Source organism: Serratia marcescens, assembly GCF_029846115.1.
Classification (GTDB): domain Bacteria; phylum Pseudomonadota; class Gammaproteobacteria; order Enterobacterales; family Enterobacteriaceae; genus Serratia; species Serratia marcescens_L.
Map to the genome: position 1 here is coordinate 3,453,963 of NZ_JARVZZ010000001.1, position 25,744 is coordinate 3,479,706.

The 25,744-nt window shown below is 63.5% G+C and carries 14 protein-coding genes; 4 read left to right on the forward strand and 10 right to left on the reverse strand.

Translation table 11 applies throughout. The features are described from left to right. Positions 1-6: 6 nt before the first annotated feature. Positions 7-366 carry a winged helix-turn-helix transcriptional regulator gene (locus QDT79_RS16370; protein ID WP_149559300.1) on the forward strand — a complete coding sequence of 120 codons (360 nt, stop codon included), beginning with the start codon at positions 7-9 and terminating at the stop codon, positions 364-366. Between the two features lie 4 nt (positions 367-370). Here the strand turns inward: QDT79_RS16370 and entS are convergent, their stop codons facing one another. Genes entS through fes form a run of 4 tightly spaced genes read right to left on the reverse strand, consistent with a single transcriptional unit; the run spans position 371 to position 11,839 of the window. Next, positions 371-1,654, reverse strand: a complete 1,284-nt coding sequence (entS, locus tag QDT79_RS16375) for an enterobactin transporter EntS (RefSeq protein WP_063989897.1) — start codon at positions 1,652-1,654, stop codon at positions 371-373. 60 nt (positions 1,655-1,714) lie between these two features. Next, positions 1,715-10,225 carry a non-ribosomal peptide synthetase gene (locus tag QDT79_RS16380; protein WP_308316766.1) on the reverse strand — a complete coding sequence of 2,837 codons (8,511 nt, stop codon included), beginning with the start codon at positions 10,223-10,225 and terminating at the stop codon, positions 1,715-1,717. A 51-nt stretch (positions 10,226-10,276) separates the two neighbouring features. Next, positions 10,277-10,501 (reverse strand): MbtH family protein, encoded by a 225-nt coding sequence (locus QDT79_RS16385; RefSeq protein ID WP_049199691.1) that lies wholly within the window; start codon positions 10,499-10,501, stop codon positions 10,277-10,279. Positions 10,502-10,531: 30 nt separating this feature from the next. Further along, positions 10,532-11,839, reverse strand: a complete 1,308-nt coding sequence (gene fes, locus QDT79_RS16390; protein ID WP_308316767.1) for an enterochelin esterase — start codon at positions 11,837-11,839, stop codon at positions 10,532-10,534. Between the two features lie 200 nt (positions 11,840-12,039). Between fes and QDT79_RS16395 the strand changes: the two genes are divergently transcribed. Then, positions 12,040-14,229, forward strand: a complete 2,190-nt coding sequence (locus QDT79_RS16395; RefSeq protein WP_308316768.1) for a TonB-dependent siderophore receptor — start codon at positions 12,040-12,042, stop codon at positions 14,227-14,229. A 50-nt stretch (positions 14,230-14,279) separates the two neighbouring features. On the opposite strand, the gene QDT79_RS16400 is transcribed toward QDT79_RS16395, so the two are convergent. Continuing rightward, the gene (locus QDT79_RS16400; protein ID WP_151264569.1) at positions 14,280-14,900 is read right to left on the reverse strand and encodes a helix-turn-helix transcriptional regulator; all 621 of its coding nucleotides are present in this window, start codon (positions 14,898-14,900) and stop codon (positions 14,280-14,282) included. 110 nt (positions 14,901-15,010) lie between these two features. Further along, the gene (locus QDT79_RS16405; protein ID WP_308316769.1) at positions 15,011-16,468 is read right to left on the reverse strand and encodes an amino acid permease; all 1,458 of its coding nucleotides are present in this window, start codon (positions 16,466-16,468) and stop codon (positions 15,011-15,013) included. 618 nt (positions 16,469-17,086) lie between these two features. On the opposite strand from QDT79_RS16405, the gene QDT79_RS16410 reads away from it, so the two are divergent. Then, entirely contained in the window at positions 17,087-18,361 is a 1,275-nt protein-coding gene (locus tag QDT79_RS16410) for a Glu/Leu/Phe/Val family dehydrogenase (RefSeq protein WP_063989903.1), read from the forward strand. A 39-nt stretch (positions 18,362-18,400) separates the two neighbouring features. Here the strand turns inward: QDT79_RS16410 and QDT79_RS16415 are convergent, their stop codons facing one another. Continuing rightward, positions 18,401-19,939 (reverse strand): long-chain-fatty-acid--CoA ligase, encoded by a 1,539-nt coding sequence (locus QDT79_RS16415; protein WP_107226219.1) that lies wholly within the window; start codon positions 19,937-19,939, stop codon positions 18,401-18,403. Between the two features lie 135 nt (positions 19,940-20,074). On the opposite strand from QDT79_RS16415, the gene QDT79_RS16420 reads away from it, so the two are divergent. Beyond that, the gene (locus QDT79_RS16420) at positions 20,075-20,644 is read left to right on the forward strand and encodes a DJ-1/PfpI family protein (RefSeq protein WP_308316770.1); all 570 of its coding nucleotides are present in this window, start codon (positions 20,075-20,077) and stop codon (positions 20,642-20,644) included. Between the two features lie 7 nt (positions 20,645-20,651). Here the strand turns inward: QDT79_RS16420 and QDT79_RS16425 are convergent, their stop codons facing one another. From QDT79_RS16425 to QDT79_RS16435, 3 genes are all read right to left on the reverse strand, one after another. Continuing rightward, positions 20,652-21,005 carry a DUF1493 family protein gene (locus tag QDT79_RS16425; protein ID WP_063989906.1) on the reverse strand — a complete coding sequence of 118 codons (354 nt, stop codon included), beginning with the start codon at positions 21,003-21,005 and terminating at the stop codon, positions 20,652-20,654. A 157-nt stretch (positions 21,006-21,162) separates the two neighbouring features. Continuing rightward, positions 21,163-22,605, reverse strand: a complete 1,443-nt coding sequence (locus tag QDT79_RS16430; RefSeq protein ID WP_308316771.1) for an efflux transporter outer membrane subunit — start codon at positions 22,603-22,605, stop codon at positions 21,163-21,165. Position 22,606: 1 nt separating this feature from the next. Continuing rightward, positions 22,607-25,744: an efflux RND transporter permease subunit gene (locus QDT79_RS16435; protein ID WP_308316772.1), complete on the reverse strand. Its 3,138-nt coding sequence runs from the start codon at positions 25,742-25,744 to the stop codon at positions 22,607-22,609.

Sequence of the window (25,744 nt, forward strand, 5' to 3'; positions counted from 1 at the left end):
TACCCAATGACCGCCGAATCCCACTGCAGCCCAACGGGCATCAGCCTCCAGGACACCGGCTATGGCTATACGCTGTCGGTGATCAACGGCAAATATAAAATGATTATTCTCTACTGGCTGGCGTTGTATAAGCCGGTATTGCGGTTCAACGAGCTGCAGCGCTGCATCGGCACCATTTCGTACAAAACGCTGAGTTCGACGCTCAAAGAGCTGGAAAAAGATCGCCTGGTGGTGAGAAAGGAGTATCCGCAGATCCCGCCCAAGGTGGAGTACAGCCTGTCCGAGCGCGGGCGTTCGCTGATCCCGGTGATCGACATGATGTGCGACTGGGGGGAACAGCACCGGCCGGAACAGCCGGTGCCATGAGGGGTTAGTTGTCCGCCGCCGCTGAGGTTGCCGGCGCGGGCTCATCGTGCTCGACCAGCGCGTCCGCCGGCCGGCACTGGCGCAGCGTACGCACGCTGAAGGCCACCAGCACGCCGAGCGCGGCGGCGAATGCGCCAAACGACAGCACGCTCATCAATGGAGTAAACACCCTGCCCAGTACGCCGAGCCCCAGCGCGCCGATCGAATCACCGGTTACGTCCTGCGCGGTGCCGAGGCTGTTCACCCGCCCCAGCAGATGATCCGGCGTGTTGCTCTGGATCAGCATGAACTGCAGGAGCGAAGCGATGGCATTGGCGTAGCCGTAGCAGACCAGCGCCAGCAGCGCCGGCGCCAGGTGGCTGAACAGCCCCAGCGAAGCGATAGCGGTAAACGCGACGATGGCGGCGACCAGGATCAGCACGCCGGGACGAGCGTATCGCCCCACCCAGCCGCTGGTCAGCGCGCCCAGCATCGCGCCGAGCGGCACCGCAGAATACATCAGGCCGATAGAGGACGCGCCGACGTGGTAAGCGTCCTGCGCCAGCGCCGGGAACAGCACCCTGACGGCGCCGACGATGCTCATCAGCATCCCCAGCAACACCACCGACCCCACCACCTTATTGCGCCAGACAAACTGGAAGCCGCTGGCGAGCGCGCGCAGCGGGTGTTCCGGCTCCTGCTGCTGCGGCAACAGCGTCGGCAGGCGCACCAGCGGGACCAGGGTGCCCAGCGTTCCGGCGGCGGCCACGGCGAACGCCAGCCCCACGCCGCCGAACACGATAATGATCCCGCCCAGCGCCGGCGCCAGGATCGCGCCGATGCGCACCGTCACCATGCTCAAGGCCCCCGCCGCCGCCAGGTTTTCACGCCCGACCAGCAGTGGGATCACCGCCATCAGCGCCGTCATGCCCAGCGCCCCGAAGAACCCGTCCCAGGCCGCCAGCAGGTAGAGCGCCCACAGCGACGGCGCCGGGGCGAAGGCGTTCAGACTCAGGGCGACAAAGCCCAGCCCGCAGGTGCCGCGCGCAAACAAGATCAGCTTACGGCGATCGTAGCGATCGGCGAGCACGCCGCCCAGCATCAGGCCGATAAACATGCCCACTCCGTCCAGTGCCACCGCCACGCCCACCTGCAACGTGGAGCCGGTCATCGCCTGGATCTGAATCGGCACCCCCACCGCCAACATGCCGAGGGAAAACACCGACAGCATGCGGGCGCAGAAAATCGCGCGGAAATGCGCATTGCTTCTCAGCAAACTGAAATCAAGAAAAAAAGAAGGTCTGGCCATAGTGTCCTGCATATCATGTTTTAGTACGGGCCGGGACGCACGCCCCCCGGCCCGGTTGCGTTATACCAACCCGTATTGCCGCGTCAGCAGCTCGTGCAATAGCGGGCCAAGCGTCTCCAGCGAAGCCGGCGACAGAATGTCCGCGTGTTCACAGCGCTGGTGATGGCAGATCAGCCCATCCAGATACGGCGCCCACACGGCGTCGATATCCATCTCCGGCGGCAGCGTCTGGTCGGCGACAAACAGCGTCGCCGTGCCGTGGAAACGCCGGCTGCGCGCCTGAGACAGAATGCGCACCGCGTCGCGGTAGTTGGCGACGATGCTGTCGAACATCGCCGCCTTCTCCGCCATCAGCGCCGGATCGCCATGATCTTCCGCCATAAACTCGGCCTGCTCCTGCGCCACCTCTTTCTGCGCGTCCTCCTCGCTGGGGCCTGTCCAATCCTGGCCTTCCGGCGGATAGGTATCCAGCATCCCAAGGAACGCCACCTCTTCGCCCTGCTGCTGCAGGCGCGCGGCCATCGAGTGCGCCAGCGTGCCGCCGAGCGAATAGCCCAGCAGGTAGTAAGGCCCCTGTGGCTGCAGGCGGCGCAGATTAGCGAGATGCCGATCGACCATCTGCTCGATATCCTCGCAGGTGGCGATAGCGCCATCCGGTCTTGGCGACTGCAGGCCGATGATGGGGTAGCTCCCCGGCAGATAACGGCTCAGCCCCGAATACTGCCAGGCGAAACCGGAAGCCGGATGCAGGCAGAACAGCGCCGGGCCTTGGCCGGCCCGCAGTTGCAGGCACTCGCCGACGCCGCGGCTCTCGGCCGAATTGGCCGCCTGCGCGTCATCGAGCAGGTGCGCCATCTTCTCCAGGCTGCGGGCGAACATGATCTGCCCGACGCTCAATGGCCGAGGGACGCGCCGACGCAGCTCCGCCGCCAGACGCATCGCCAGCAGCGAATGGCCGCCCAGCGCGAAGAAGTCGTCGTCGGCATACACCGTCTCGCGCCCCAACAGTTCCCCAAACAGCGCCGCCAGCAGGCGCTCGCTGTCGCTCTCCGGCATGCGGCCGCTCTGATGGCTCAGCTGCGGCCGTGGCAACGCCTTGCGATCCAGCTTACCGCTGGCGCTGAGCGGGAAACGGTCGGTCATGACATAGCTGACCGGCATCATGTGCGCAGGCAAGCGCTGCTCCAGCGCCTGATGCAGCACGCCGGTATCCAGCGTCACGCCCGGTTGGGCGATCAGCCAGGCAACCAGCTGGCGCATATCGGCGCCGCCAAGCCCCGTCGCGCCCTCGCCCAGTTCGATGGCGTGCACCGCCGCTTGCGCTACCCCCGGCTGCGCCAGCAGCGCCTGCTCGATTTCGCCCAGCTCGATGCGCTGGCCGCGGATCTTCAGCTGATCGTCGCTGCGCCCCAAATACTCGACGCTGCCGTCTTCCAGCCAGCGGGCGATATCGCCGGTGCGATACATGCGCGCGCCGTTGCCGGCGGGATCGGCGACAAACCGCTGCGCCGTCAGCCCCGGCCGATGCAGATAGCCATCGGCCAGCTGAATGCCGCGCAGGTAGAGATCGCCGGCGCAGCCGACGGGCACCGGCCGCAGCATGGCGTCGAGAATGCTCAGTTGGGTGTTCCAGACCGGTTTGCCGATCGGCACGCCGGCGCCGTTCACCGCCGCCAACGCCGCGCCTGACGCCGGTTGGTAGGTGACATCGACCGCCGCCTCCGTTGGGCCATACAGGTTGTGCAGCGGCGCGGTAACCAACGCCTGATAGCGGGAAGCCAGTTCACACGACAGCGCTTCGCCGCTGCAGAACACGCGTTTCAGGCTGGCGGCGGCGCGCTGTGGCGCCCGTTCGTTCAAGGCCTCTACCCAGATAGCCAACATGGACGGAACGAAATGCAGCGTGGTCACGCCATAGTCGTCGATCAACGTCGTCAGCGCCTGCGGATCGCGGTGTGCCTCCGGCGGCGCCATCACCAGGCGCGCACCAACCATCAGCGGCCAGAAGAATTCCCAGACGGAAACGTCGAAGCTGCACGGCGTTTTCTGCAATACCACGTCCTGCGCATCGAGCGCATACTCGTGCTGCATCCAGAACAGGCGGTTGACGATTGCCCGGTGGTTCACCACCACGCCTTTCGGCCGCCCGGTAGAGCCGGAGGTATACAGCACGTAGGCGGGATAATCGCCGTTCCCCGCCGGTTGGCGCGCTGCCGGTTCGCGCCCGCTCTCGTCCAGCACATCGAACAGCAGCGTCGGCGCCAGCGCGGCGAAGCGGGCATCCAACGCGCTTTCGGTGATAATCAGCCGCGGCTTGGCGTCCTCCACCATGTAGGCCAGACGTTCGTCCGGGTAGCCGGTGTCCAGCGGCAACCAGGCGGCGCCGGTCTGCACAATCGCCGTCAACGCCAGGCTGAGGCGCACGGAACGCGGCAACGCCACCGCGACGATGTCCCCCGGCTGAATGCCGGCCACCGTCAGCCGCTCGGCCAGCAGCGCGGCCTGGCGCTGCATGTCACGGTAGCTGAGGCTGTGCCCGGCATCCTGTAGCGCGATGCGTTCCGGTGTGCGCCGCGCTTGATCGGCGATCGCCTGATGCAAGGTGGTGTCCGCCACCGCCTGCCCGGTGCGGTTGACCGCCGCGATCAGCGCCTGCTCCTGCGGGGTTTGCAACTGCCAGCGCGGCAGCGGCAGATCCGGCTGGGCGATCCACTGTTGCAGCAGCGCCATCAGCCGCGCGGCGAAGCGTTCAGGTTGCGGCACCGAGGCGCGGTACTCCATCAGCAGGCGCAGACGTTCGCCCGGCAGCACCAGCAGCGTCAGCGGATAGTGGGTATAGCCTTTGTTGCGAATGGCGTCGCAACGCAGCGATCCTGCGCCGCCCAGCAGAGCGTCGTTGTCCGGGTAGTTCTCCACCACCAACAGCGTATCGAACAGCGTGCCCGCCCCGGCCAGGTGCTGAATTTCCCCCAACCCCAAATCGTCGTGCTCCAGCAGTGCAATCTGCCGGTGCTGCAGGTCGGTCAGCTGTTCCGTCAACGAACGGTCATGCTGCAGACGAACTCGCACCGGCAACGTGTTGCTGAACAGGCCGACGTGTTCCTCGACCCCTTCTATCTGGCCAAAGCGGCCGGACACCGGCGAGCCGAACACCACGTCCTGCTGGCCGCAACAGCTGGCCAGCTGCAGCGCCCAAATGCCCTGCATCACGGTATTGAGCGTCAACCCGCGTTCGCGGCACAGGGTCAGCAAGCGCTTTTCCTCGGCCGGCGGCAGCGTCATTTCCAGCTCATGCACGCGATCGTCCTGCGCGTCACCGAACAGTAACGTCGGGCGCACATCCTGCAGCGTCTCACGCCACAGGCGGCGCGAGGCTTCGGCATCCCGCGCGGTCAGACGGCGCACGATATCGGCATAGTTCGAACGCAGCGGCGGCAACGCCTGTTCGCCTTCACGCAGGGCCAGCATCAGATCGTTGAGCACCACCGGCGTCGACCAACCATCGACGATCAGGTGGTGCGCGTTAAGGAACAGCGTGTAGCGTTCGCTATCGCCGTGTTTGACCCACAGCGCATGCAGCATCGCGCCCGGCTGGTTGAACAGATCGCGCTGCAGTTCCTGCTGCTCCAGCCGGTGCAGTGCCTGTGCCTCCTGTTCTTCGGCCAGCGGCGGCAGCGTGTGGCTGTCCAACGGCCATTGGCTTTCCTGCGGTATCAGCTGCAGCGGTTCGCCCTCGCGGTTGAATCGGGCGGCCAATTGCGGATGGCGGCGGATCACCGCATCCAGCGCCTGCTGAAGTTGAAGCGCGTCCAGTTCGCCGCAGAGGCTCAGGCGCGTCAACGAGTTATAGCTGCCGCCCTGCTGCGCCGTCTGCGCATGGAACAACAGGCCGTGTTGCAGCGGCAACAGCGGCAGCGCCGCGGCTAACGGCCCGCACTCCCGCTCCCAGGCGCGCACCGCCTCATCATCGACGCCCGGCTGGGCGATCTCGGCCGCCACCAACGTCGCCGCCGCGCGTTCGGGATGGCGTTCGGCAAATTCGCACAGTGAACGCACCGCTTGCTCAATGCCGCTGTGCAGCTGCGTTATGTCGCTCTCGCTGAAAATCGCCTCCAGCCAGCTCCAGTTAATCGCCAGGCAGGCGCCGTCGCGCCGTTCCTCGACAAAGATGTTCACTTCCAGCCCGTAAGACAGCGCCTGCTGCGCATCCTGCGCCACGGCGAAGGCGTCGCGGAAGCGGGTTTGGCTGCGCTGCGGCATCCAGTGCCCCTCATCCTGGCTGAAGCGCCCGAGGTAGTTGAATAAAATCTCCGGGGCGTTGCGCTGCGCCAGCGCCGCCAGGTCGTCGCGCTGTGGATGCAGATAACGCAGCTGGCCGTAGCCGATGCCGCGATCGGCCACCGCTCGCGTCGCCCGTTTCACCGCGCGCACGGCCTCATTGTGCTCGGCGTCATGCAGTTCGATGCGCAGCGGGTACTCCGCCGTCAGCCAGCCGACGGTGCGGGCCAGATCGAGGCCGTCGTCCAGTTCGGCGCGGCCGTGCGACTCCAGAGAGAAACGCAGCGAAGCGGCCTGAAAACGGCGGCGGCAGGCCTGAGCCAGCGCGCACAGCATGATCTCTTCAACCTGGGCGCGATAGCCCTGCGGCAATGTGCCGAGCAGTGCGGCTGTCAACCGGCTGTCGAGCAGCGTGCGCCGTTCGTTCACCGAGGCGATGCGATCGGTCTGCGGTTCCAGCGCGCGCCGGCCCAAACGCGGCACGCCGTCCGCCAGCATTTGCCGCCAGAACGGCAGCTCGGCTTCCCGGCGCTCCACGTCTGCGCGTAAACGCGCGGACCACTCATAGAGCGAGGTTTCTTCCGGCGGCAGCGTGATCGGCTGCCCCTGCATGGCGCTGTCGGCCACTTGCCGCAGCTCCTCGAGCAGGATGCGCCAGGAAACGCCGTCGACCACCAGGTGGTGGATCGCCAGCACCAGCCCCAGGCTCTGCCCGTCACGCTGCAACAGGATCGCCTGCATCATGGCGCCGGCCGCCGGATCGAGATGCTCGAGTGCGGCATCGAAAGCCTGTTCCGCCGCCGGCTCCAGTTCGCTGGATACGGTCTGAACCTGCATGAACTCAGCGCTAGCGGCTTCTTCAACCACCAACTGGCCATCGCGGATCCGGGCGCCCAGCGCCGGGTGGGCCGTGCGCAGCTGTTCCAACGCATCACGCAGCTGTTCCGGTTGCAGCTCGGCAGGCACGCGCAGGAAAACGCCGTGCGCGAAGCGGCGATGCATATCGCCCGTCTCGGCAAACCAGTGCAGGATCGGCAGCCCGTCGATCGGGCCTTGCCGCACGCTGCGTGGGGTCTGAGAGCCAACGGCCAACGGCTGCATCGCCTGCGCCATACGCGCGGGGGTGTGCAGCGCGAAGATCTCGCGCGGCCGCAGCAGATACCCTTTGCGCCGCAGGGCGGTGCCCAGCCCCATCGCCGAGATGCTGTCGCCGCCGAGCGCGAAGAAATCGTCGTCGGCGCCAACGCGCTCCATCCCCAACAGGTGGGCCATCGCGCGGCAAATCAGCCTTTCCTGCTCGGTGGCCGGTTCGCGAATGCTTTGCGCCAGCGTCTCCTGCGGTTTGGGCAGCGCCTGGCGGTCAATCTTGCCGTTGACGTTGAGCGGCAGCTCCGGCATCACCACCAGGATCGCCGGCACCATATAATCCGGCAGACGCTGCGCCAGTTGCCCCAGCAGCTCATTTTGCAGCGCCGGCGAGGCGCGGCGCGCGTCATCCTGCACCGAGCAGTAGCCGATCAGGCGATAGGTGGCGCCGATCGGCTCGGCGATCACCACCGCTCGCCCTACGTCCGGCAAGGCGGCCAAGGCGCTTTCCACCTCACCCAGCTCGACGCGGAAGCCGCGCACCTTGATTTGATGATCGGTTCGGCCAATGAACACCAGCTGGCCCTCCGCGCTCCAGCGCATCAGATCGCCGCTGCGGTACATCACCTCGCCTTCGGCGAACGGGTTGGCGACAAAGCGCGCCGCCGTCAGATCCGGGCGCCGCAGGTAACCGCGCGCGATGCCTTTGCCGGAAATGTACAGTTCGCCCGCCGCGCCGATCGGCACCGGCTGCAGGCGGCTGTCGAGCAGCCAAACTGAGGTATTGGCGAGGGGACGGCCGATCACCGGCTGGTCTGCGGCCGTCACCGGCGCGCCGAGGGTATCGACGGTGTATTCGGACGGGCCGTAATAGTTGTGGATCTCCACTTCCGGATGCTGCTGCATCAGGTTCCACAGCGTCGGCGTCGCCGCCTCGCCGCCGATCATCACGAACGACGGCAGCGGGAACTGCCCTTTCAGCAGGCCGCAGTCCACCAGTTGCGAGAAGAACGACGGCGTGATGTCCAGCAGATCGATCGGCGTCTGTTGGGTTTGTTCCAGCAGCGCCCAGGGGTCGCGGCGCAGCTCCTCATCGAAGATAACCAGTTCGCTGCCCATCATCATGCAGAACATCGGTTCCCAAGAGGAGTCGAAAGAAAACGAGGCGGTATGGCCGGCGCGCAAGCGGCGCGCGTGGCGAGCCTGGAATTTTTCGATCGCCGGGCCAAACAGAGAAGCCTGGTGCGACAGGAACAGGTTCAGCAGCCCGCGGTGTGTGGACATGACCCCCTTGGGTTTGCCGGTCGAGCCGGAGGTGTAAATCATGTAGGCGAGATGCGCCTCGCTCAGCGGCACACGCCGTTCGGCATCCGTTATCGGCGTGGCCTCGGCGGCCGCGCAGCGCGCCAGGCACGGGGCGTCGTCCAGGCACAATATCTGCGGCAGATCCGGCATGTTGGCCCGCGTGGCGCGGTGGGTCAGCAACATTACCGGCCGCGCGTCGTCGCACATCAGCGCCAAACGTTCACGCGGATAGTCCAGATCGAGCGGCATATAGGCCGCGCCGCTGGCCAGCACGCCGAGCAGCGCGACCAGCGTGTCCACCGAGCGTGGAATGCCGATGGCGACCACGTCTTCGGCGCCGATGCCGTTTTCGATCAGCACTCGCCCCAGTTGCATCACCCGTTCGGAGAGCTGCCGGTAGCTGAGGCGCACGTCGCCGCAGGCCACCGCCAACGCCTCGGGCTGGCGCTCAACCTGGCACTGGAACGCATCCATAATCGAGACCATGCCCGCCGGCGGCGTCAGCTCGGCGCCGCGCCCCCAGGCCGCGAGTTGTCTGAGTTCCCCATCGCTGATTAGCGCCAGTTGGCCGTTCGGCTGGCGCGGCTGCCGCGCCAGCTGCTGCAGCCAATGGCCGATGCGCTCCGCGTGATGATGCAAGGTGCGCGGCGAGTATTTGGCCGGGTTGGCGACCAAAGACAGCGTCAGCACGCCGCTTCGAAAACCGATCTCAAACTCCAGATCGTCGACCGGCCCCATCGCCAGCGTATGGGTGGTGGCCGCCTGGCCGTCGAACGACAAGGCGCTGTGGTAGACCTTGACGTTGACCACCGGGCCATACAGTTCCTGATGGCCGCCGACCAGGCCGAGATCGCGTTTGATCTGCTCCGCCTCATAGCGTTGATGGCGGCGCGCCTGCTTGATCTCCGCCACGGTGGCCTGGCAGACGTCCGCCAGCGACATCGCCGGCGTCACGTTCAGCAGCAGCGGCAGCACGTTGACCACCGGGCCGACCGCCGCCAGCGCCTGCGACCCCATCCGGCGCATGAAAGGAAAGCCGACTGAGAAGCGGGTTTCACCGCTCATGCGCGCCAGATACATCGCCAGCGCCGCCGTGACGATATCGGCCGGTTGCAGCGACTGCAGCGCATCATCGCGCAGCGCTTCGTCAAACAGCGATTCAGGCAGCACCAGCGCCTGTTTGAGCGGCCGGGCACCCGGTTCAACCTCCCGACTCTCCGTCGATAATGACAGCGGCGACGGCAAATCGCGCAGATGCTGGCGCCAGAATTCGGCCGCCCGCTCACGTGCGGTCGACGTTTGCCATTGCTGAAACTCCTCCACCACCTTGCCGAACGGGGTAAACGGTGAGGCCGCCGGCGACAGCCCGTGGCGCAGCGCGCGATAGATATCGGCGATCCGGCGGGTGATGGCTTCGAAACTGAAGCCGTCCAGGGTCAGATGATGAAAGCGCTGGTACCAGAACCAGCGCTCGGCGCTGACGCGGATCACCGCATGGCGATAAAGCGGCCGTTCGCCGTCCGCCGGCAAATCCTGCGCCAGATCGTCGTTCATTAGCGCCAGCGCCGCCTGTTCGGCGTCCGGCTGCGTGCTGAAATCGAACCACTCCGGCGCCTGCACGCGTGCAGGGTCGGCTATCAACGGTAAACGCTGCACCGGCTGGCCGTCCTGCGCCTCAAAGAACCGCGCCTGAACCGTATCCGCTTCGGCCAGCCCCTGACGGATGGCGCGCTCCAGCGCCGAGCGGTCGATAGCGCCGTGCAGTTCGGTGTAGTGCGCCACGGCGAAGCCGTTGCGGCGCAGCGCGATTTGGTCGGCGATCCAGATCCCCGGTTGTGCTGCAACCAGCGGATAATCCCGATACTCGACCTGAGTATCCGGCAAAGAAAGCGTTTCTGACATGGTGTCTGTCCTTTTCCTCAAACGGAATGTATCGATGTGGCTGCCTGGCGCTTAACGCGCCGCATCCGCCGCTTTCAGCGCCGCCGGCCGCATGTCCTGCCAGTGCGTTTCGATGTAGTCGATGCATTCGCCGCGCGACGCCGGCCCCATCAGCACGCGCCACCCCTGCGGCGTGTCGGCAAACTGCGGCCACAGCGAATACTGCTGCTGCGCGTTGACCAAAACGGTGAAACGGAGGCTTTCGTCATCGAACGGGTTTTGTTGTTCCTGAGTCATTTTCATTACCTGTCTGTCAAAATGTGTGGGTTATTTCATCGCGGAAAGCAGCTGGCGCACGCCGTCCACCAGGCCGCCGCGCCAGCAGAGCGCATCGTGCCCGCCGGAAAACACGCGGTATTCGGCGCGGTGCCCCGCCGCCGTCAGCGCCTGATGCATCTGGCGATTGACGAATTCGATGTCCGCCTCCCGATCGCCGGCTTGCTGAATCACGGTGAGCGTGGGCGCCGCCCCGTCGCGTTGCCGAACCTGGCGTATCAGCCAGCCTTCCTCCAGTTCGTGGCGTTTTTCGAACTGGGTAACGAATTGCACCGTGGGCCACCAGAAGGAACCGGACTGGCTCAGCACGTGGCCGAAACGTTCCGGCCAGTGCACACCGGCATATAACGCTGCCAGCCCGCCGTAGCTTTGGCCGGCGACGACGGTGCGCGCCCCTTCCTCGCTGAACGCTTCGCGCTTCTGCGCCTGCGGCAGCAGCTCTTCGATGATTGCCTGCCAGAAGGCGGCGTTGCAGGGCAGCTCGTTTTCCCGGTGTTCACCGTCGATCGCATCGATCAGCAGCCAGCACGCGGGCGGCAGGTGCCCTCTTGCCGTTTCGTGCTCGATCACCGGCAACAGCGCGTGCCTTTCGATCCAGTTTTGGCCATCGAGCAGTAGCACCAGCGGGCGATTCGCTTCCACCGCCGCGTCGCCGCTGGCATACAGCCAAACGCGCCGCTGGTTATCCAGACGTTCGCTGCGCCACTGAAAAAGCTGTAGCCGCGCCTCGTCCAATGGCCGATCGGCGGCCTGCCAGGCGCTTTGATCGTCGGCATCCGGCCCTTGCGCCAGGGAAACCGGCCGCGGGCGATGAGACGGCCCCAGCGAGAGGCGATTCAGCGGATCGGCGATCGCCAACGGGAACAGCGATACCCACCAGGCGCGCTGCTGGCGGTCGCGCAACGTTTCGTCGTCGCTGAATACGGGGGGAAGATCCCGATCGGTAATAGGGATCAGGCTATAGCTGCCGCGCCAACGGCGATCGATAACGGCGGCGCCGTACCAAACGTCGGTGCCGGGGAGCCTGGTCAGGCTGCTGGGGGACGTGCTGTGGTGATCGGTAATGCCGTTGATATCGGCGTAAACGCGGCGTATCGGCGAGTGCCGTTCATCGCCGGCGGGATCGCGCCACAGCCAGGTCATTTTGACGTGGCGATCATCGTGCGGCTCGACGATGGGCGTGCCGTGTGAGGCCACCTTCTGCCACCACGCAGGCTGTCCTGCCGCCTCTTCACGCAGCCATTGCGCCGCCAATCCCTCATGACCGCTTTCTGGCCTCTTTTCCGGCAAAAACTCCATAGCGCCCCTTACATAACACGAGTGATTTTTACAAAACCTGACAATCGTATTGATACTCATTATCATTTTCAATACTATTTGTCGGATTTTTACCGTCGTGCACACACGGCGTTTCCGCGTCGACGGGAGAAGACCGCTTGTCGGCATTTCGGGGTTTATCAGGGTGGCATGACACACAACGCAGGTATGCAGGAGAGATAATGAAGATTAAAAACAAAGGGATAGCAGACGGAAATGCGGAGGCGACGGCCGCCAAGCGTCTGTTGCTGGGATCGGCGCTGGCCTTACTGCCCTTGGCGCAACACGCGTCCGCCGCGGCGGACGAGACGATTTTGGTGACCGCCGACGCGCAAAACAGCGTGACCGCGCCGGTCAAAGGGATCGTCGCCAAAGAAAGCGCCGCCGGCACCAAGACCGCCGCCCCTCTGCGCAAAACGCCGCAGTCCATCTCGGTGGTCACGCGCGAGCAGATGAACGATCAGGAGCCGGCGTCGGTCGCCGACGCGCTGAACTACACCAGTGGGGTGATCACCACCTACCGTGGCAACTCCAACCGCAATGACGAAGTGATCAGCCGCGGCTTCCGCTATGCGCCCAAGCTGCTCGACGGCCTGCACTTTGGCCTCTCGAGCCAAAACGGCGGCGCCGGGCAGATCGATCCCTGGCTGCTGGAGCGCGTGGAGATGGTGCATGGCCCGGCCGGCGTGCTGTACGGCCAGGTCAGCCCCGGCGGCGTGGTGGTGATGACCAGTAAACGCCCTACCGCCCAGAGCATTCACGAAGTCAAATTCAGCACCGGCAACCGCCATCTGGCGGAAACGGCGTTCGATTTCGGCGGCAAACTCAACGACGACAACACCCTGTTCTATCGCCTGAACGGTATCGCCAGAACCGAGCATGAGTTTGTCAAAGACAGCAAGCAGCAACGGGTGGCCATCGCGCCGGCCTTCACCTGGCTGCCGAATGAAGACACCAGCTTTACGCTGCTGACCAGTTACCAGAACGATCCGAAAGCCGGATCGCGCAATTTCCTGCCGCGTGCCGGCACGCTGTTCCCGACCAGCGCGGGCTATGTGCCCTATGACTTCAACGTCAGCGAACCCAGCTTCAACAAGTCGCGGCGCGAGCAGGCGTCGATCGGCTACAGCCTCGAGCATAACATCAGCGATGCGCTGTCGTTTACCCAGAACCTGCGCTTCACCCACCGTGATGAAGACTATAAATATCTGGTTTATAACGTAAACTCGAAGGTTAACGACCACACCGTCACCCGCATGGCGCAGCATGAAACGCAGATGACCAACGAGTTTGGCGTGGATAACCAGCTGAAGGGCCTGTTCGACACCGGCGAGGTGAAGCACACGGTGCTGGGCGGGCTGGATTACCGCTACAGCCATATCGATTCGAAGATGTATCGCGATCGCGGCAACGATTACCCGATCGACTGGGCCAACCCGGTTCGCCCCAGTATCGATGGCAGCACGCTGGCGCTGGCTTCCAGCGATTTGAAGACGCTGAATCAGATCGGGGTGTATCTGCAGGACCAGTTGGAGTGGAATAACTGGAACCTGCTGCTGTCCGGCCGTCAGGACTGGTCGCAGGTCAACACCCGCGATCGCACCAGCGGCGGTAAAGAGCAGACCTACAACGATGCCCAGTTCACCGGCCGCGCGGGCCTGCTTTACGCCTTCGACAACGGCATTTCACCGTACGTCAGCTACAGCACCTCGTTCGATCCTAACCTGTACCCGAGCGCGCCGGGCGCCGATCCGCTCAAGCCGACCACCGGCAAACAAACCGAGGTGGGCGTGAAATACCAGATCCCGGGCGGCAACACCCTGCTGACCCTCTCCTGGTTCGACATTACCCAGCGCAATGTGGCGTCTTACAACCGTCTCACCTCCGCCTACGAGCAGATCGGTGAGGTGAAATCCAAAGGGATTGAGGCGGAAGTGCACGCCCAACCAACGCCGGAAATCAAGCTGACCGCCGCCTATACCTACACCGACGTAGTCACCAAAGACTCGAACTCGGCGGACGAAATTGGCCACAGCCCGGCGGGCATCCCGCGCCACGCGGCATCCGCCTGGGGCAGCTACAGCTTCCTGAGCGGCGCGCTGAACGGCCTGACCGTCGGCAGCGGCGTGCGTTACATCGGCGATGCGCCGGCCGACGCCACCGGCCAGTACGACGTACCGCACTACACGCTGTACGACGCCATGGTGAAATATGACCTCGGCCAGGCTTCGTCGGCACTGCGCGGTGCGGCGCTTCAGCTCAACGTGCAGAACCTGACGGACAAGAAATACGTTTCATCCTGCAGCGGCGAGTACGCCTGCTTCTACGGCAGCGGCCGCAGCATCATCGCTTCGGTCAACTACCGCTGGTAACAAAAATGGGCGGCCAGCGCCGCCCATTTCTTCCGCCTTTCCCGCCGCCTTTACTCCTGCTTCAATTCCCGCAAATGCTTGTACACCGTGGCGCGCCCCATCGACAGCACGTTGGCGATGTAATCCGCCGCGCTTTTGGCCTTGAACGCCCCCTGATGATAGAGATCGCTGACCAGCCGCCGTTTCTGTTCGCGGCTCAGCGCGCCGAGCGCGGCGTTTTCGCGCCGCAGCCAATCGTGCAGGAAGGTATTGATCTTCTCCTGCCAGTCATCTTTGAACAGCTCTTGTGGCTGTGGTTGCAGCCGCGTGACCGACAGGAACATGTCCAGCGCGTTGCGGGCGTCCTCGAACATCGCGGTGCTCAGATTGATGCACAGCAGATAGCTGGGCTTGCCCTGCTCGTCGCGTGCGGCGATGCTCACCGAACGCATCTTTTTGCCGTCCCAGTTCAGCTTCTCATAGGGGCCGGTCACGCCGGCGCCGCCCTCGAGCTCGAAGTCTTCCAGCCCGGCGTCGTCACCCGGTTTGCGCTTCGACAGGTTGTTCGCCAGATAGGCAATCTTGTTGGTGGCCAGATCGTGGATCACCACTTCTGCATTCGGGAAAAACAGCGCGGCGATGCCGTCGGCGACCGATCGCAAAAGTTCGAGTTGAGAAGAAGAGTTCGGCACGCTGGGGTGTCTCCGTATGGCCCGGTTTGGTTTGCGGTTCAGCCGCTTAGCATACCGCAGTTGCCGCCGCTTGCCGAGTCGAGCGGCGGCAACTGCGCATCCTTCGCCGGTTATTCCGCCTCGGCGCCACGCCGATAAAACACGTAGCTCTCGCGCGCCACGCTGTCACGGACCCGATAGCGCCAGATCAGGCCGAGCGTGGTAAACCACAGCGGCATGCTGCATAGCGCGATCAGCGTATCGCGATCGAACACCATCAGCACTAGCGTAAAGGCGAAAAATGCCAGCGTCAGCCAGGCCATCGCGACCCCGCCCGGCATTTTGAAGTGGGAACCGGCGTGCAGATCCGGCCGCTTCTGGCGATATACCAGGTAGGCGACCAATATCATGCCCCAGCTGTAAACCACCAGGATCGCCGCCACGGTAGAGACGAGGGTGAACAGCGTCATGACGTTCGGCACCAGCACCAGCAGCAAGGTGCCGGACACCATGCAGAAGCAGGAAAACAGCAGGCTGCGGATCGGAATGGCCGTGGTGCGGGACAGAATGCGGAACTGGCCGTGGGCGTGCTTTTCCATCGACAGGCTGTACAGCATGCGGGTGCTGGAATACACCCCGCTGTTGGCCGAGGACATCGCCGAAGTCAGCACCACAAAGTTGATCACCGCCGCGGCGGCCGGCAGCCCCGCCCGATCGAACAGCATCACGAACGGACTGCTGTCCGGTGAAATGTGGCTCCACGAGGTGACGGCGATAATGGTCAGCATCGAGCACACGTAGAAGACGATGATGCGCGCCGGGATCGCGCTGATCGCCTTTGGCAGCACCTTCTCCGGGTTTTTGGTCTCCGCCGACATCGTGCCCAGCAGCTCGATGCCGGTACAGGAGAAAATGGCGATCTGGAAACCGGCGAAGAAGCCGAAGATGCCGTGTGGCATGAAAATGGCGGGATCGGTGACGTTATGCAGCGAAGCGGTCACACCGTCCGGCGAGGTCCAGCCGCTGAACACCATCCAGGCGCCGGTGGCAATCAGCGCGACGATCGCCACCACCTTAATCATCGCGAACCAGAATTCGGCTTCGCCGAACATCTTGACCGATAGCATGTTGAACAGACACAAGAACCCCAGCGTCAGCAGCGCCGGCAGCCAGGGCGAGACGTTAGGCAGCCAATACTGCACGTAGCCGCCGCACACCACCACGTCGGCAATGCAGGTCACGACCCAGCTCAGCCAGTAGGACCAGCCGAGAAAAAAGCTGGCGCGCGGCCCCAGGTATTCGGAGACGAAATCGGCGAACGAACGATAATCGAGCCGCGTGAGCAGCAGCTCCCCCATCGCCCTCATGACCATGAACATGAAAAAGCCGACGATGGCGTAAGTCAGTACGATGGAGGTGCCCGACAGCGCGAGGGTTTTCCCGGCGCCCATAAACAGCCCGGTGCCGATGGCGCCGCCGATCGAAATCAGTTGAATATGGCGCGCGCTCAGCCCGCGCTGCAGGGTTTGGGCACAGTTTGGCCCTTCGGCTGAACCTGGGTTCAGCCGATCGCAGTGATTTTTTTTCATGGTATTACCTGTCCGTCATTAAGGCGATTAAGCAACCGATGTGCGGCTGCAGCAGGAGTGAAACGCCCGTGGGCGCTCTAACCGGCAATAAAATTGAGACCGAACGCTGCCCGCCCCGTTGTAACAGGGAGGTAATAATAATGGGTGCCGAGAAAATGCTCTCGTGAGCCGCGTAGCGCCCACGTTTGGCGTACAAAGCCTGAGCGTGGTGGGTAAACACTACAATATCAAATGGTTATACTTTCCCTTGTGCAACAAAAAAACGACGCCGGAGCCGTTTTAACATTAATTTAACTCTGGCGAGGGGAAATGCCATTGTCAACATGGCAGTTAAATAAAATGAAACTTTTTGATCACATTCAAGCTTCTGAAAAATAGATAAAAAGGGTTTTTATGCGCTTTATATGCATAAATTATGCATGTGCTCGCTCACCACCGACAAAAAGTAATTAACTATTCATTTATCGCCCTGCAGGCGGCGAAAAACCGCCCGCTGGCCCGATGAGAGGGGGGCTAACAACCGGCATAATTAGTGGTAAATTTAGCGTCGCAAAGTGTTATGCGCTTGCTAATCCACGGTTAAACGAAATAAATACCTCTAATATATAAAGGTTGGTTATGGAAAAGCTATCCTACGCTTCAGACAGCAGCACCACCGCTTGGGCTACATATCTGCAACAAATCGATCGCGTCGCCCCTTACCTCGGCGAGCTGTCACGCTGGGTTGATACGCTGCGTCACCCTAAGCGCGCTTTGATTGTTGATATCCCGCTGCAGATGGACGATGGCACCATCCGCCACTTCGAAGGTTTCCGCGTACAGCACAACCTGTCGCGTGGGCCGGGTAAAGGCGGCATCCGCTTCCACCCTGACGTCGATCTGAACGAAGTGATGGCCCTGTCCGCCTGGATGACCATCAAGTGTGCCGCGGTCAACCTGCCGTACGGCGGCGCCAAGGGCGGCATCCGCGTCGACCCGTTCAAACTGTCTGAAGGTGAACTGGAGCGACTGACCCGCCGCTACACCAGCGAAATCGGCTTCATCATCGGGCCACAGAAAGACATTCCTGCGCCGGACGTCGGCACCAACGCCAAAGTGATGGCCTGGATGATGGACACCTACTCCATGAACCACGGCACCACCATCACCGGCGTGGTCACCGGCAAGCCAATCCACCTCGGCGGCTCCCTGGGCCGTGAGAAAGCGACCGGCCGCGGCGTGTTCGTCACCGGCAGCGAAGTGGCCAAACGTCTGGGCGTGCAAATCGAAGGCGCCAAAGTGGCGGTACAAGGCTTCGGTAACGTGGGCAGCGAAGCGGCTCGCCTGTTCGTTGGCGTCGGCGCACGCGTCGTCACCATCCAGGACCACTCCGCCACCCTGTTCAACGCCGATGGCATCGATCTGGCCGCGCTGACCGAATACCAGGTCAAGCACAAGCAGATCGCCGGCTTCCCGGGCGCCAGCGAGATCGAAAGCGAAGCGTTCTGGTCAGTCGACATGGACATCCTGATCCCGGCTGCGCTGGAAGGCCAGATCACCCGCCAGCGCGCTGAAATCCTCAGCGCCAAGCTGGTACTGGAAGGCGCCAACGGCCCAACCTTCCCAGAGGCAGACGACATTCTGCGTTCCCGTAACATCACCGTGGTCCCGGACGTTATCTGTAACGCCGGCGGCGTAACGGTCAGTTACTTCGAGTGGGTGCAGGACATGGCGAGCTACTTCTGGAGCGAGTCCGAGATCAATGAGCGTATGGACAAAATCATGACCGACGCCATGGTCCACGTCTGGAACAAGGCGGCCGAGAAAGAGTGCAGCCTGCGCACCGCCGCTTACATCGTGGCCTGTGAGCGCATCCTGACCGCACGTAAAGAGCGCGGCATCTACCCAGGTTGATACCCGTATCCCGGCCTGCCCCGGCAGGCCGGATTTTCCTCAGCGCAAACAGCGCTTCAACACCTTACCGGTACTGGTCATCGGCAAACGCTCGACGAACTCGACGATGCGCGGATACTTGTACGCCGCCAGCCGCTCCCGGCTCCAGGCAATAAGCGTTTCCTCCTCGATGGGCTCTTCCGTCTCTTTCAACACCACTACCGCTTTGATCTCTTCGCCCAGCGACGGGTGTTCAACGCCGATCACCGCCACCAACGACACCGCCGGATGGCGAATCAGCGCCTCTTCAATCTCGCGCGGATAGACGTTGAACCCGCCGCGAATGATCATGTCCTTGGCCCGATCGACGATGAAATAGAAGCCGTCGGCGTCGCGGCGCGCCAGGTCACCGGTGAGGAACCAACCGTTTTCCAGCACCTCCGCCGTCGCTTCGGGGCGATTCAGGTAACCTTTCATGATGTTGTAACCGCGCACCGCGATCTCCCCGACCTGATCGATGCCGTCGACCGGCTGCCCAGTGGCGTCTAGCAGGCGCACCTCCACGCCCCAGATCGGTTGACCGATGGAGCCGGGTTTGGTCACGCGGTGGGGATGGTTAAAGGTGGCGACCGGGCTGGTCTCCGACAGCCCATATCCTTCGAGAATGTTGACGCCGAAGCGGCGCGAAAAATCCTCCAGGATCTGCAGCGGCAGGCTGGCGCCGCCAGACACCGCTATACGCAGCGTGCTGCGCAAGCGTTCGATATCCGTGTGTTCATCCAGCGCATTCAACAGCGCCCAATACATGGTCGGCACTCCGGCGAAAAAGGTGATGCCGTGCCGTTGCATCAGCGCGATGGCCTGCGCGGCGTCGAAGCGCTCGACCAGCACCAGAGTGGCGGCGGCGGCAAACCCGGCGTTCATCTGCACAGTCGAACCAAAAGTGTGGAACAGCGGCAGCGTGACCAGGTGACGATCGGGGGCCGTCTCCGAACCGTCGAACAGCCGCACCGATCCCAAGGCGTTGAGCACCAGATTGGCGTGGGTCAACTCCGCCCCTTTGGCGCGGCCGGTGGTGCCGCTGGTATACAGCACCACCGCGGTGTCGCTTTCGAGCGTCGTCGCCGAAGCGAATTCGGTAGCCTGCTCGGCTATCGCCGCGCTGAAACGCTCTCCCTCGAGCGGCAACCGATCGCCGATGATAAACACCTCGCGGCACTGCTCCGCCTTCGCCGCCGCCCGCAGCGCTTCCTCCCCCAGCGGCAGGCCGCTGCTGCCCTCAAAACAAAACAGCGCCACCGCCGCCGAATCCGCCAGGTAATAGTCGAACTCTGCGCTTTTCAGCAGAATATTCAGCGGCACCACCACCGCGCCGCTTTTGAGAATGCCGTAATAGATAGCCGGAAACTCCGGCCGGTTCGGGCAGGCCAGCGCCACCCGTTCACCGGGCCGCACGCCGCGCGCAGCCAACAAATTCGCCACCCGATTGGCCATGTCGTTAAGCGCCCGATAGCTGAGCGGGTTGTCGTCCTGTATCACCGCCGGCCGCTCCGGCCAGGTGCGCGCACTCTCTTCAAGCAAGGTAGCCAGATTCAGCATCGGGGATCCTCCCTGGGGTTGAGCGGCGAGAAAAGCGCCGCAGTATCACGAGTATAGATAGGCGCTTTGTGGTTCGCATTCCCAGGGGCGCTGGGCTATACCTTAGGCAATCCCTATCCCGCAGGAGTTGTGATCATGAGCAAGAAAAAGATCCTGATGCTGGTCGGCGACTACGCCGAAGATTACGAAACCATGGTGCCGTTTCAGGCATTGCAGATGATCGGTCATTGGGTGGACGCCGTGTGCCCCGGCAAAGACGTCGGCGATTACATCCAGACCGCAATCCACGATTTTGACGGGGCGCAGACCTACAGCGAGAAACCCGGCCACCGCTTCACCCTGAACGCCGACTTCGCCGCCGCCAAAGAAGAGCACTACGATGCGCTCTTGATCCCCGGCGGCCGGGCGCCGGAATACCTGCGCCTGAACCCCGACGTGATCGCGCTGGTGCAGGCGTTTGACGCCGCGAAAAAACCGATCGCCGCCGTTTGCCACGGCCCGCAGCTGCTGGCGGCGGCCGGGGTGTTGAAAGGCCGCACCTGCAGCGCCTACCCGGCCTGCGCGCCGGAAGTGCGGCTGGGCGGCGGTCATTATGCGGAGATCGGCATCGATCAGGCGCACGTCGACGGCAATCTGGTCACCGCCCCGGCCTGGCCGGCGCATCCGCAGTGGCTGGCGAAGTTCGCCGAGGTGTTGGAACAGTAACGCGGCGCTAGCGGAGCTGCTCGATCAGGAAGTGGATGTCGTACAGCCAGCGTTTGGCGCGCGCGGAACGCACCAGCATCGACACGCACAGCGGCCGGGGGTGTTCTTTGCAGGCTGAGGGGGAAAACCAGCGCCCGGTGTTGGTCGGCGGCTGGAAATACAGTTCGTGATTATAGTTGCCGCTGTCGACGCCGAAGGTATCGAAGTAGTGGCGCATCAGCGTATTGGAATCGCTGAACGACAGGTTGAGCGCGGTGTTGATCTCGGTTTCCGGGGTGATGGCCACGCCCTTCTTCAGCCGCCCTGATGCGTTGAAGGCGGCGATAAGCGCGATGACCTGTTGCTGAATGTCTTCTGCCATGACGACCTCGAGCCGGTATGAATAAAAGATGAATGCGGTTCTCTGTCTGACTCTGCTCACCGCGGCGAGTTCTGGCCGCCGGCCGGGTTTTCCGTTTCTTTACACTTTCCATAAAAAAACCGCGCGTAGCCACACTCCTGGCGCGCGCGGTCGACGGTTAGCGGCTGAGCGTCGTCTTGTCGGCGATGACGCCATCCCCCTGCCGCTCAGCGGTAACGCCGCCGCCCAACACTTTATACAGAGTGGCCTGATTGTCGTATGCGGTCTGCTGCGTGGCGATCAGCGCCTGTTGCGCCGTGTACAGCGTGCGCTGCGCGTCCAGCAGCGTCAGGTAGCTGTCCACGCCTTGGCGGTTACGCAGCTCGGCCAGGCGATAGTATTGCTGCGCCGCCGCCACATAGCCGGTTTGCGCCGCCAACTGTTCCTGCAGCGTGGCTTTGCGCGCCAGCGCGTCGGCGGTTTCCTGAAATGCCGTCTGCACCGCTTTCTCATAGGTGGCGACATACAGGTCTTTCTGCGCCTGGCTGTAGTTGAGCTGAGCCGTGTTATAGCCGCCGCTGAAGATCGGCAGGCTGATGCTCGGTGCGAACGACCAGACGCCGGCTCCATGGCTGAACAACGAGGAGAGTTCACCGCTGCCCACGCCGCCGCTGGCGGTCAGGCTGATCGACGGGAAGAACGCCGCCCGCGCCGAGCCGATATCGGCGTTGGCGGATTTCAGGTTATGCTCGGCCTGCAGCACGTCCGGCCGCTTCAGCAACACTTGCGAAGAAACGCCGGCCGGCAGATCGCGCATGATCCCGCCCAGCGCCTCGATGCCACTCGGCAGCAGGTTTTCCGGCACGCTTTGCCCTACCGCCAAATCCAGCGCGTTTTTCGCCTGTGCAGCGCTGGTGGCGTAGCTGGCGGCGTCCGATCGCGCCTGCTGATAGACGGTTTCCGCCGACGCCACGTCAACCAGCGACGCAATCCCGTGCTGCTGATTGTTACGCGTGACGTCCAGCGATCGTTTGGCGCTCGCCATCGTTTGCTGCGCCACCGCCAGATTGCTGCGCTCGGCCGCCACCGCCACCCAGTCGGTGACGATATCGGCGATCAGCGTCAGACGGGTGCTTTTCGCCCCCTCCGAGTTCGCCAAATAGGTTTCGAACGCAGCGCGCGACAGGCTGGCGTTTTTGCCGAACAGATCCCACTCGAATGCGCTGACGCCGGCCGCGGCTTCGTAGCTTTGGCTCAGCGCGGTGGCGTTGCCGTTACCGGTCAGCGCCCGCCCGCGGCTGCCGTCGGCGGTGGCATTGATTGTCGGGAACAGCGCCGAGCGCTGCTCACCATACAGGGCGCGCGCCGACGCGATATTGGCGATCGCCTCGCGCAGATCGCGGCTGCTGTTCAGCCCCAGCGCCACCACCTGGCGCAGCCGGGCATCCTGGACATAGTCGCGCCAGGCGACGTCCGGGTAGCTCAGCGCCTGGTTGCCGCCGGCCTCGCCCTGCGGCAGGTTGGCGGGCACCGGCGGCGCCGGGCGCTGGTAGTGCGGATCCAGCGACAGACAGCCGGTCAGCAGCAGCGGTAAAGTTAACATCATGACTCGTTGCAACACGTTATTCTCCTGCCTGTGACGGCGGGTTGGCGGGCCGACGGGTGAACATGCGGCGCACCAACACATAAAACAGCGGGACGAAAAAGATGGCCAATGCGGTGGCGGTGATGGTACCGCCGATAATGCCGGTGCCGATGGCGATGCGGCTGTTGGCGCCGGCGCCGCTGGATACCGCCAGCGGCAGCACCCCGGCGGTGAACGCCAGCGAGGTCATCAGGATCGGCCGCAGGCGCATGCGGGCCGCGTGGACCGCCGCGCCAATCAGCGTTTCGCCCCGCTGGTGCATCTCCTCGGCGAACTCGACGATCAGAATGGCGTTCTTCGCCGACAGGCCGATGATGGTGAGCAGCGCCACCTGGAAGTAGATGTCGTTTTCCAGCCCGCGCAGGGTGATCGCCAGCAGCGAACCCACCACGCCCATCGGCACCACCAACATGACCGCAAACGGAATCGACCAACTCTCATACAGTGCCGCCAGGCACAGGAACACCACGATCAGCGAAATGGCGTACAGCGACGACGCCTGGCCGCTGGTCAGCCGCTCTTGATAGGACAGCCCGCTCCAGGAATAGCTGCTGCCGGCGGAGAATGTTGCCGCCAGCTTCTCCATCTCGCTCATCGCCGTACCGGAGCTGACGCCGGCGGCGCCCTGCCCGGTGATCTCGAACGATGACAGCCCGTTATAGCGCGACAGATTTTCCGGCCCGTAGATCCAATGCGAAGACGCAAAGGCGGAGAACGGCGTCATGCTGCTGGCGCCCGACGCATTGTTGCCGCGTACAAACCAGCGGTCGAGATCTTCCGGCTTGGCGCGGTACTGCACATCGCCCTGCATATAGACTTTTTTCACCCGGTTGCGGTCGATAAAGTCGTTGATGTAGGTGCTGCCGAACGCGCTGCTGAGGGTGCTGTTGACGTCGGCGGCGCTCAGGCCGAGTGCCTGCAGCTTGCCGTTGTCGATCTCCACCTGCAGCTGCGGGGTATCCGGCAAGGTGTTGGCGCGCACCGCCAGCAGCGCCGGGTTGTTGCCGGCGGCGGCAACGATCTGGTCGCGCATCGCCTGCAGCTCGGCGCGGGTGGTCGCTCCTTTGGCCTGCAGCTCGAAGGTGAAGCCGTCGGACTGGCCGAAACCGTCGATCGCCGGTGGGCTCATGGAGAAGACCTGGGCGTCGCGCAGCGAGGCGAAGTGCGCCATGGCGCGTTTGGCGATGGCGTCGGCGGTGTTCGCGCTGCCGCTGCGCTGGCTCCAGTCTTTGAGGCTGACGAACGCCATGCCGGCGTTTTGCCCGCTGCCGCTGAAGCCGAAACCGTTGATGGTGAAAATGGTGCTGACGTTGGCCTTTTCCTGGTCGAGGAAATAGGCGGTCACCGCTTCGCTCACCGCCGAGGTGCGCGCGTTGGTGGCGCCGGCCGGCAAGGTGTACTGCACCATCACCGTGCCCTGATCCTCGTTGGGCAGAAAGCCGGTCGGCAAACGCAGGTACATCACGGCGGCGGCGATCAACAGCAGGCCGTACAGCAGCAGATAGCGCGTCGGCCGGTGGATCACCCCGCCGACTTTGTCGGCGTACTTCTCCTGCAGCCGGTCATAGCCGCGGTTGAATTTGCCCAGCAAGCCCTTGTCGGTCTGCGCGTCGTGCGCCGGTTTTAGCAGCGTGGCGCACAATGCCGGCGCCAGCGTCAACGCCAGCACCACCGATAGCACCATCGAGGAGACGACGGTGATCGAAAACTGGCGATAGATCACCCCGGTGGAGCCGCCGAAGAACGCCATTGGCAGAAACACCGCCGACAGCACCAGCGCGATGCCGACCAGCGCGCCGGTGATTTCGCGCATCGATTTTTCCGTCGCCTCGCGCGGCGGCAGCTTATCCTCACGCATCACGCGTTCGACGTTTTCCACCACCACGATGGCGTCGTCCACCAACAGCCCGATCGCCAACACCATGCCGAACAGCGTCAGGGTATTGATTGAATAGCCGAACGCCGCCAGCACGCCGAAGGTGCCCAGCAACACCACCGGCACGGTGATGGTCGGGATCAGCGTGGTGCGCAGGTTTTGCAGAAACACGAACATCACCACCACCACTAACGCCACCGCTTCGAACAACGTTTTCACCACCTCCTCGATCGAAATGTTGATAAAGTCGGTGCTGTCTTTCGGGTAGGCCACCTTGTAGCCCTGTGGCATCGCGCTTTGGTATTCCGCCACCTTGGCCTTCACCAGCTTGGCGGTGTTGAGGGCGTTGGCGCCCGCCGCCAGCTTGACCGCGATCCCCGCCGCCGGGTGGCCGTTGAGGTGCGCGCTGGCGGAGTAGTCCTCGTTGCCCAGCTCAATTCGCGCCACGTCGCCCAGCCGCACCAGCGCGCCGCTGCTGTCGCTTTTCAGGATGATATTGCGAAACTGTTCCGGCGTTTGCAGCCGCGACTGCGCCTTTACCGTGGCGGTCAGCTGCTGATCGGCGGCGGCCGGCAGATCGCCGATCTTGCCGGCGGACACCTGGGTGTTTTGCGCTTCGATCGCTGTCTGCACGTCGGAAGGCATCAGCGCATAGCTTGCCAGCTTGGTCGGATCCAGCCAGATACGCATCGCGTATTCCGAGCCGAACACCTGCACGTCCCCCACGCCCTCGATGCGCGACAGCGGATCCTGCAGGTTACTGACCAGATAGTCGGAAATATCGGCCATCGTCGCCTTGTCGCTTTCGTCATACAGCCCGACGATCAGCAGGAAGCTGCTCTGGGATTTCTTGACCGTCACGCCCTGCGCGGTAACCGCGCTCGGCAAACGGCTTTCCGCCTGCTGCACCTTGTTTTGCACCTGCACCTGAGCGATATCCGGATCGGTGCCCTGATCAAAGGTGACGTTGATGCTGACCGAGCCGCTGGAGCTGCTGGTCGAAGAAAAATACAGCAGGCCGTCCAGGCCGGTGAGCTGTTGCTCAATCACCTGCGTGACGCTGTTTTCCAGCGTTTCCGCGTCTGCGCCCGGGTAGGTGGCGGAGATGGAAATCTGCGGCGGTGAGACGTCCGGGTACTGCGAAACGGGCAACGAATTGATCGACATCAGGCCGCACAGCATGATGATGATGGCGATCACCCAGGCGAATACCGGCCGCCGGATAAAGAACTGCGCCAT

What these genes read in the sequence shown, in the direction of transcription:
- QDT79_RS16395 (WP_308316768.1), top strand. Translation starts at nt 12,040, where the DNA reads ATGAAGATTAAAAACAAAGGGATAGCAGACGGAAATGCGGAGGCGACG.
- QDT79_RS16385 (WP_049199691.1), bottom strand. Translation starts at nt 10,501, where the DNA reads ATGACTCAGGAACAACAAAACCCGTTCGATGACGAAAGCCTCCGTTTC.
- QDT79_RS16405 (WP_308316769.1), bottom strand. Translation starts at nt 16,468, where the DNA reads ATGAAAAAAAATCACTGCGATCGGCTGAACCCAGGTTCAGCCGAAGGG.
- fes (WP_308316767.1), bottom strand. Translation starts at nt 11,839, where the DNA reads ATGGAGTTTTTGCCGGAAAAGAGGCCAGAAAGCGGTCATGAGGGATTG.
- entS (WP_063989897.1), bottom strand. Translation starts at nt 1,654, where the DNA reads ATGGCCAGACCTTCTTTTTTTCTTGATTTCAGTTTGCTGAGAAGCAAT.
- QDT79_RS16415 (WP_107226219.1), bottom strand. Translation starts at nt 19,939, where the DNA reads ATGCTGAATCTGGCTACCTTGCTTGAAGAGAGTGCGCGCACCTGGCCG.
- QDT79_RS16410 (WP_063989903.1), top strand. Translation starts at nt 17,087, where the DNA reads ATGGAAAAGCTATCCTACGCTTCAGACAGCAGCACCACCGCTTGGGCT.
- QDT79_RS16425 (WP_063989906.1), bottom strand. Translation starts at nt 21,005, where the DNA reads ATGGCAGAAGACATTCAGCAACAGGTCATCGCGCTTATCGCCGCCTTC.
- QDT79_RS16370 (WP_149559300.1), top strand. Translation starts at nt 7, where the DNA reads ATGACCGCCGAATCCCACTGCAGCCCAACGGGCATCAGCCTCCAGGAC.
- QDT79_RS16380 (WP_308316766.1), bottom strand. Translation starts at nt 10,225, where the DNA reads ATGTCAGAAACGCTTTCTTTGCCGGATACTCAGGTCGAGTATCGGGAT.
- QDT79_RS16420 (WP_308316770.1), top strand. Translation starts at nt 20,075, where the DNA reads ATGAGCAAGAAAAAGATCCTGATGCTGGTCGGCGACTACGCCGAAGAT.
- QDT79_RS16435 (WP_308316772.1), bottom strand. Translation starts at nt 25,744, where the DNA reads ATGGCGCAGTTCTTTATCCGGCGGCCGGTATTCGCCTGGGTGATCGCC.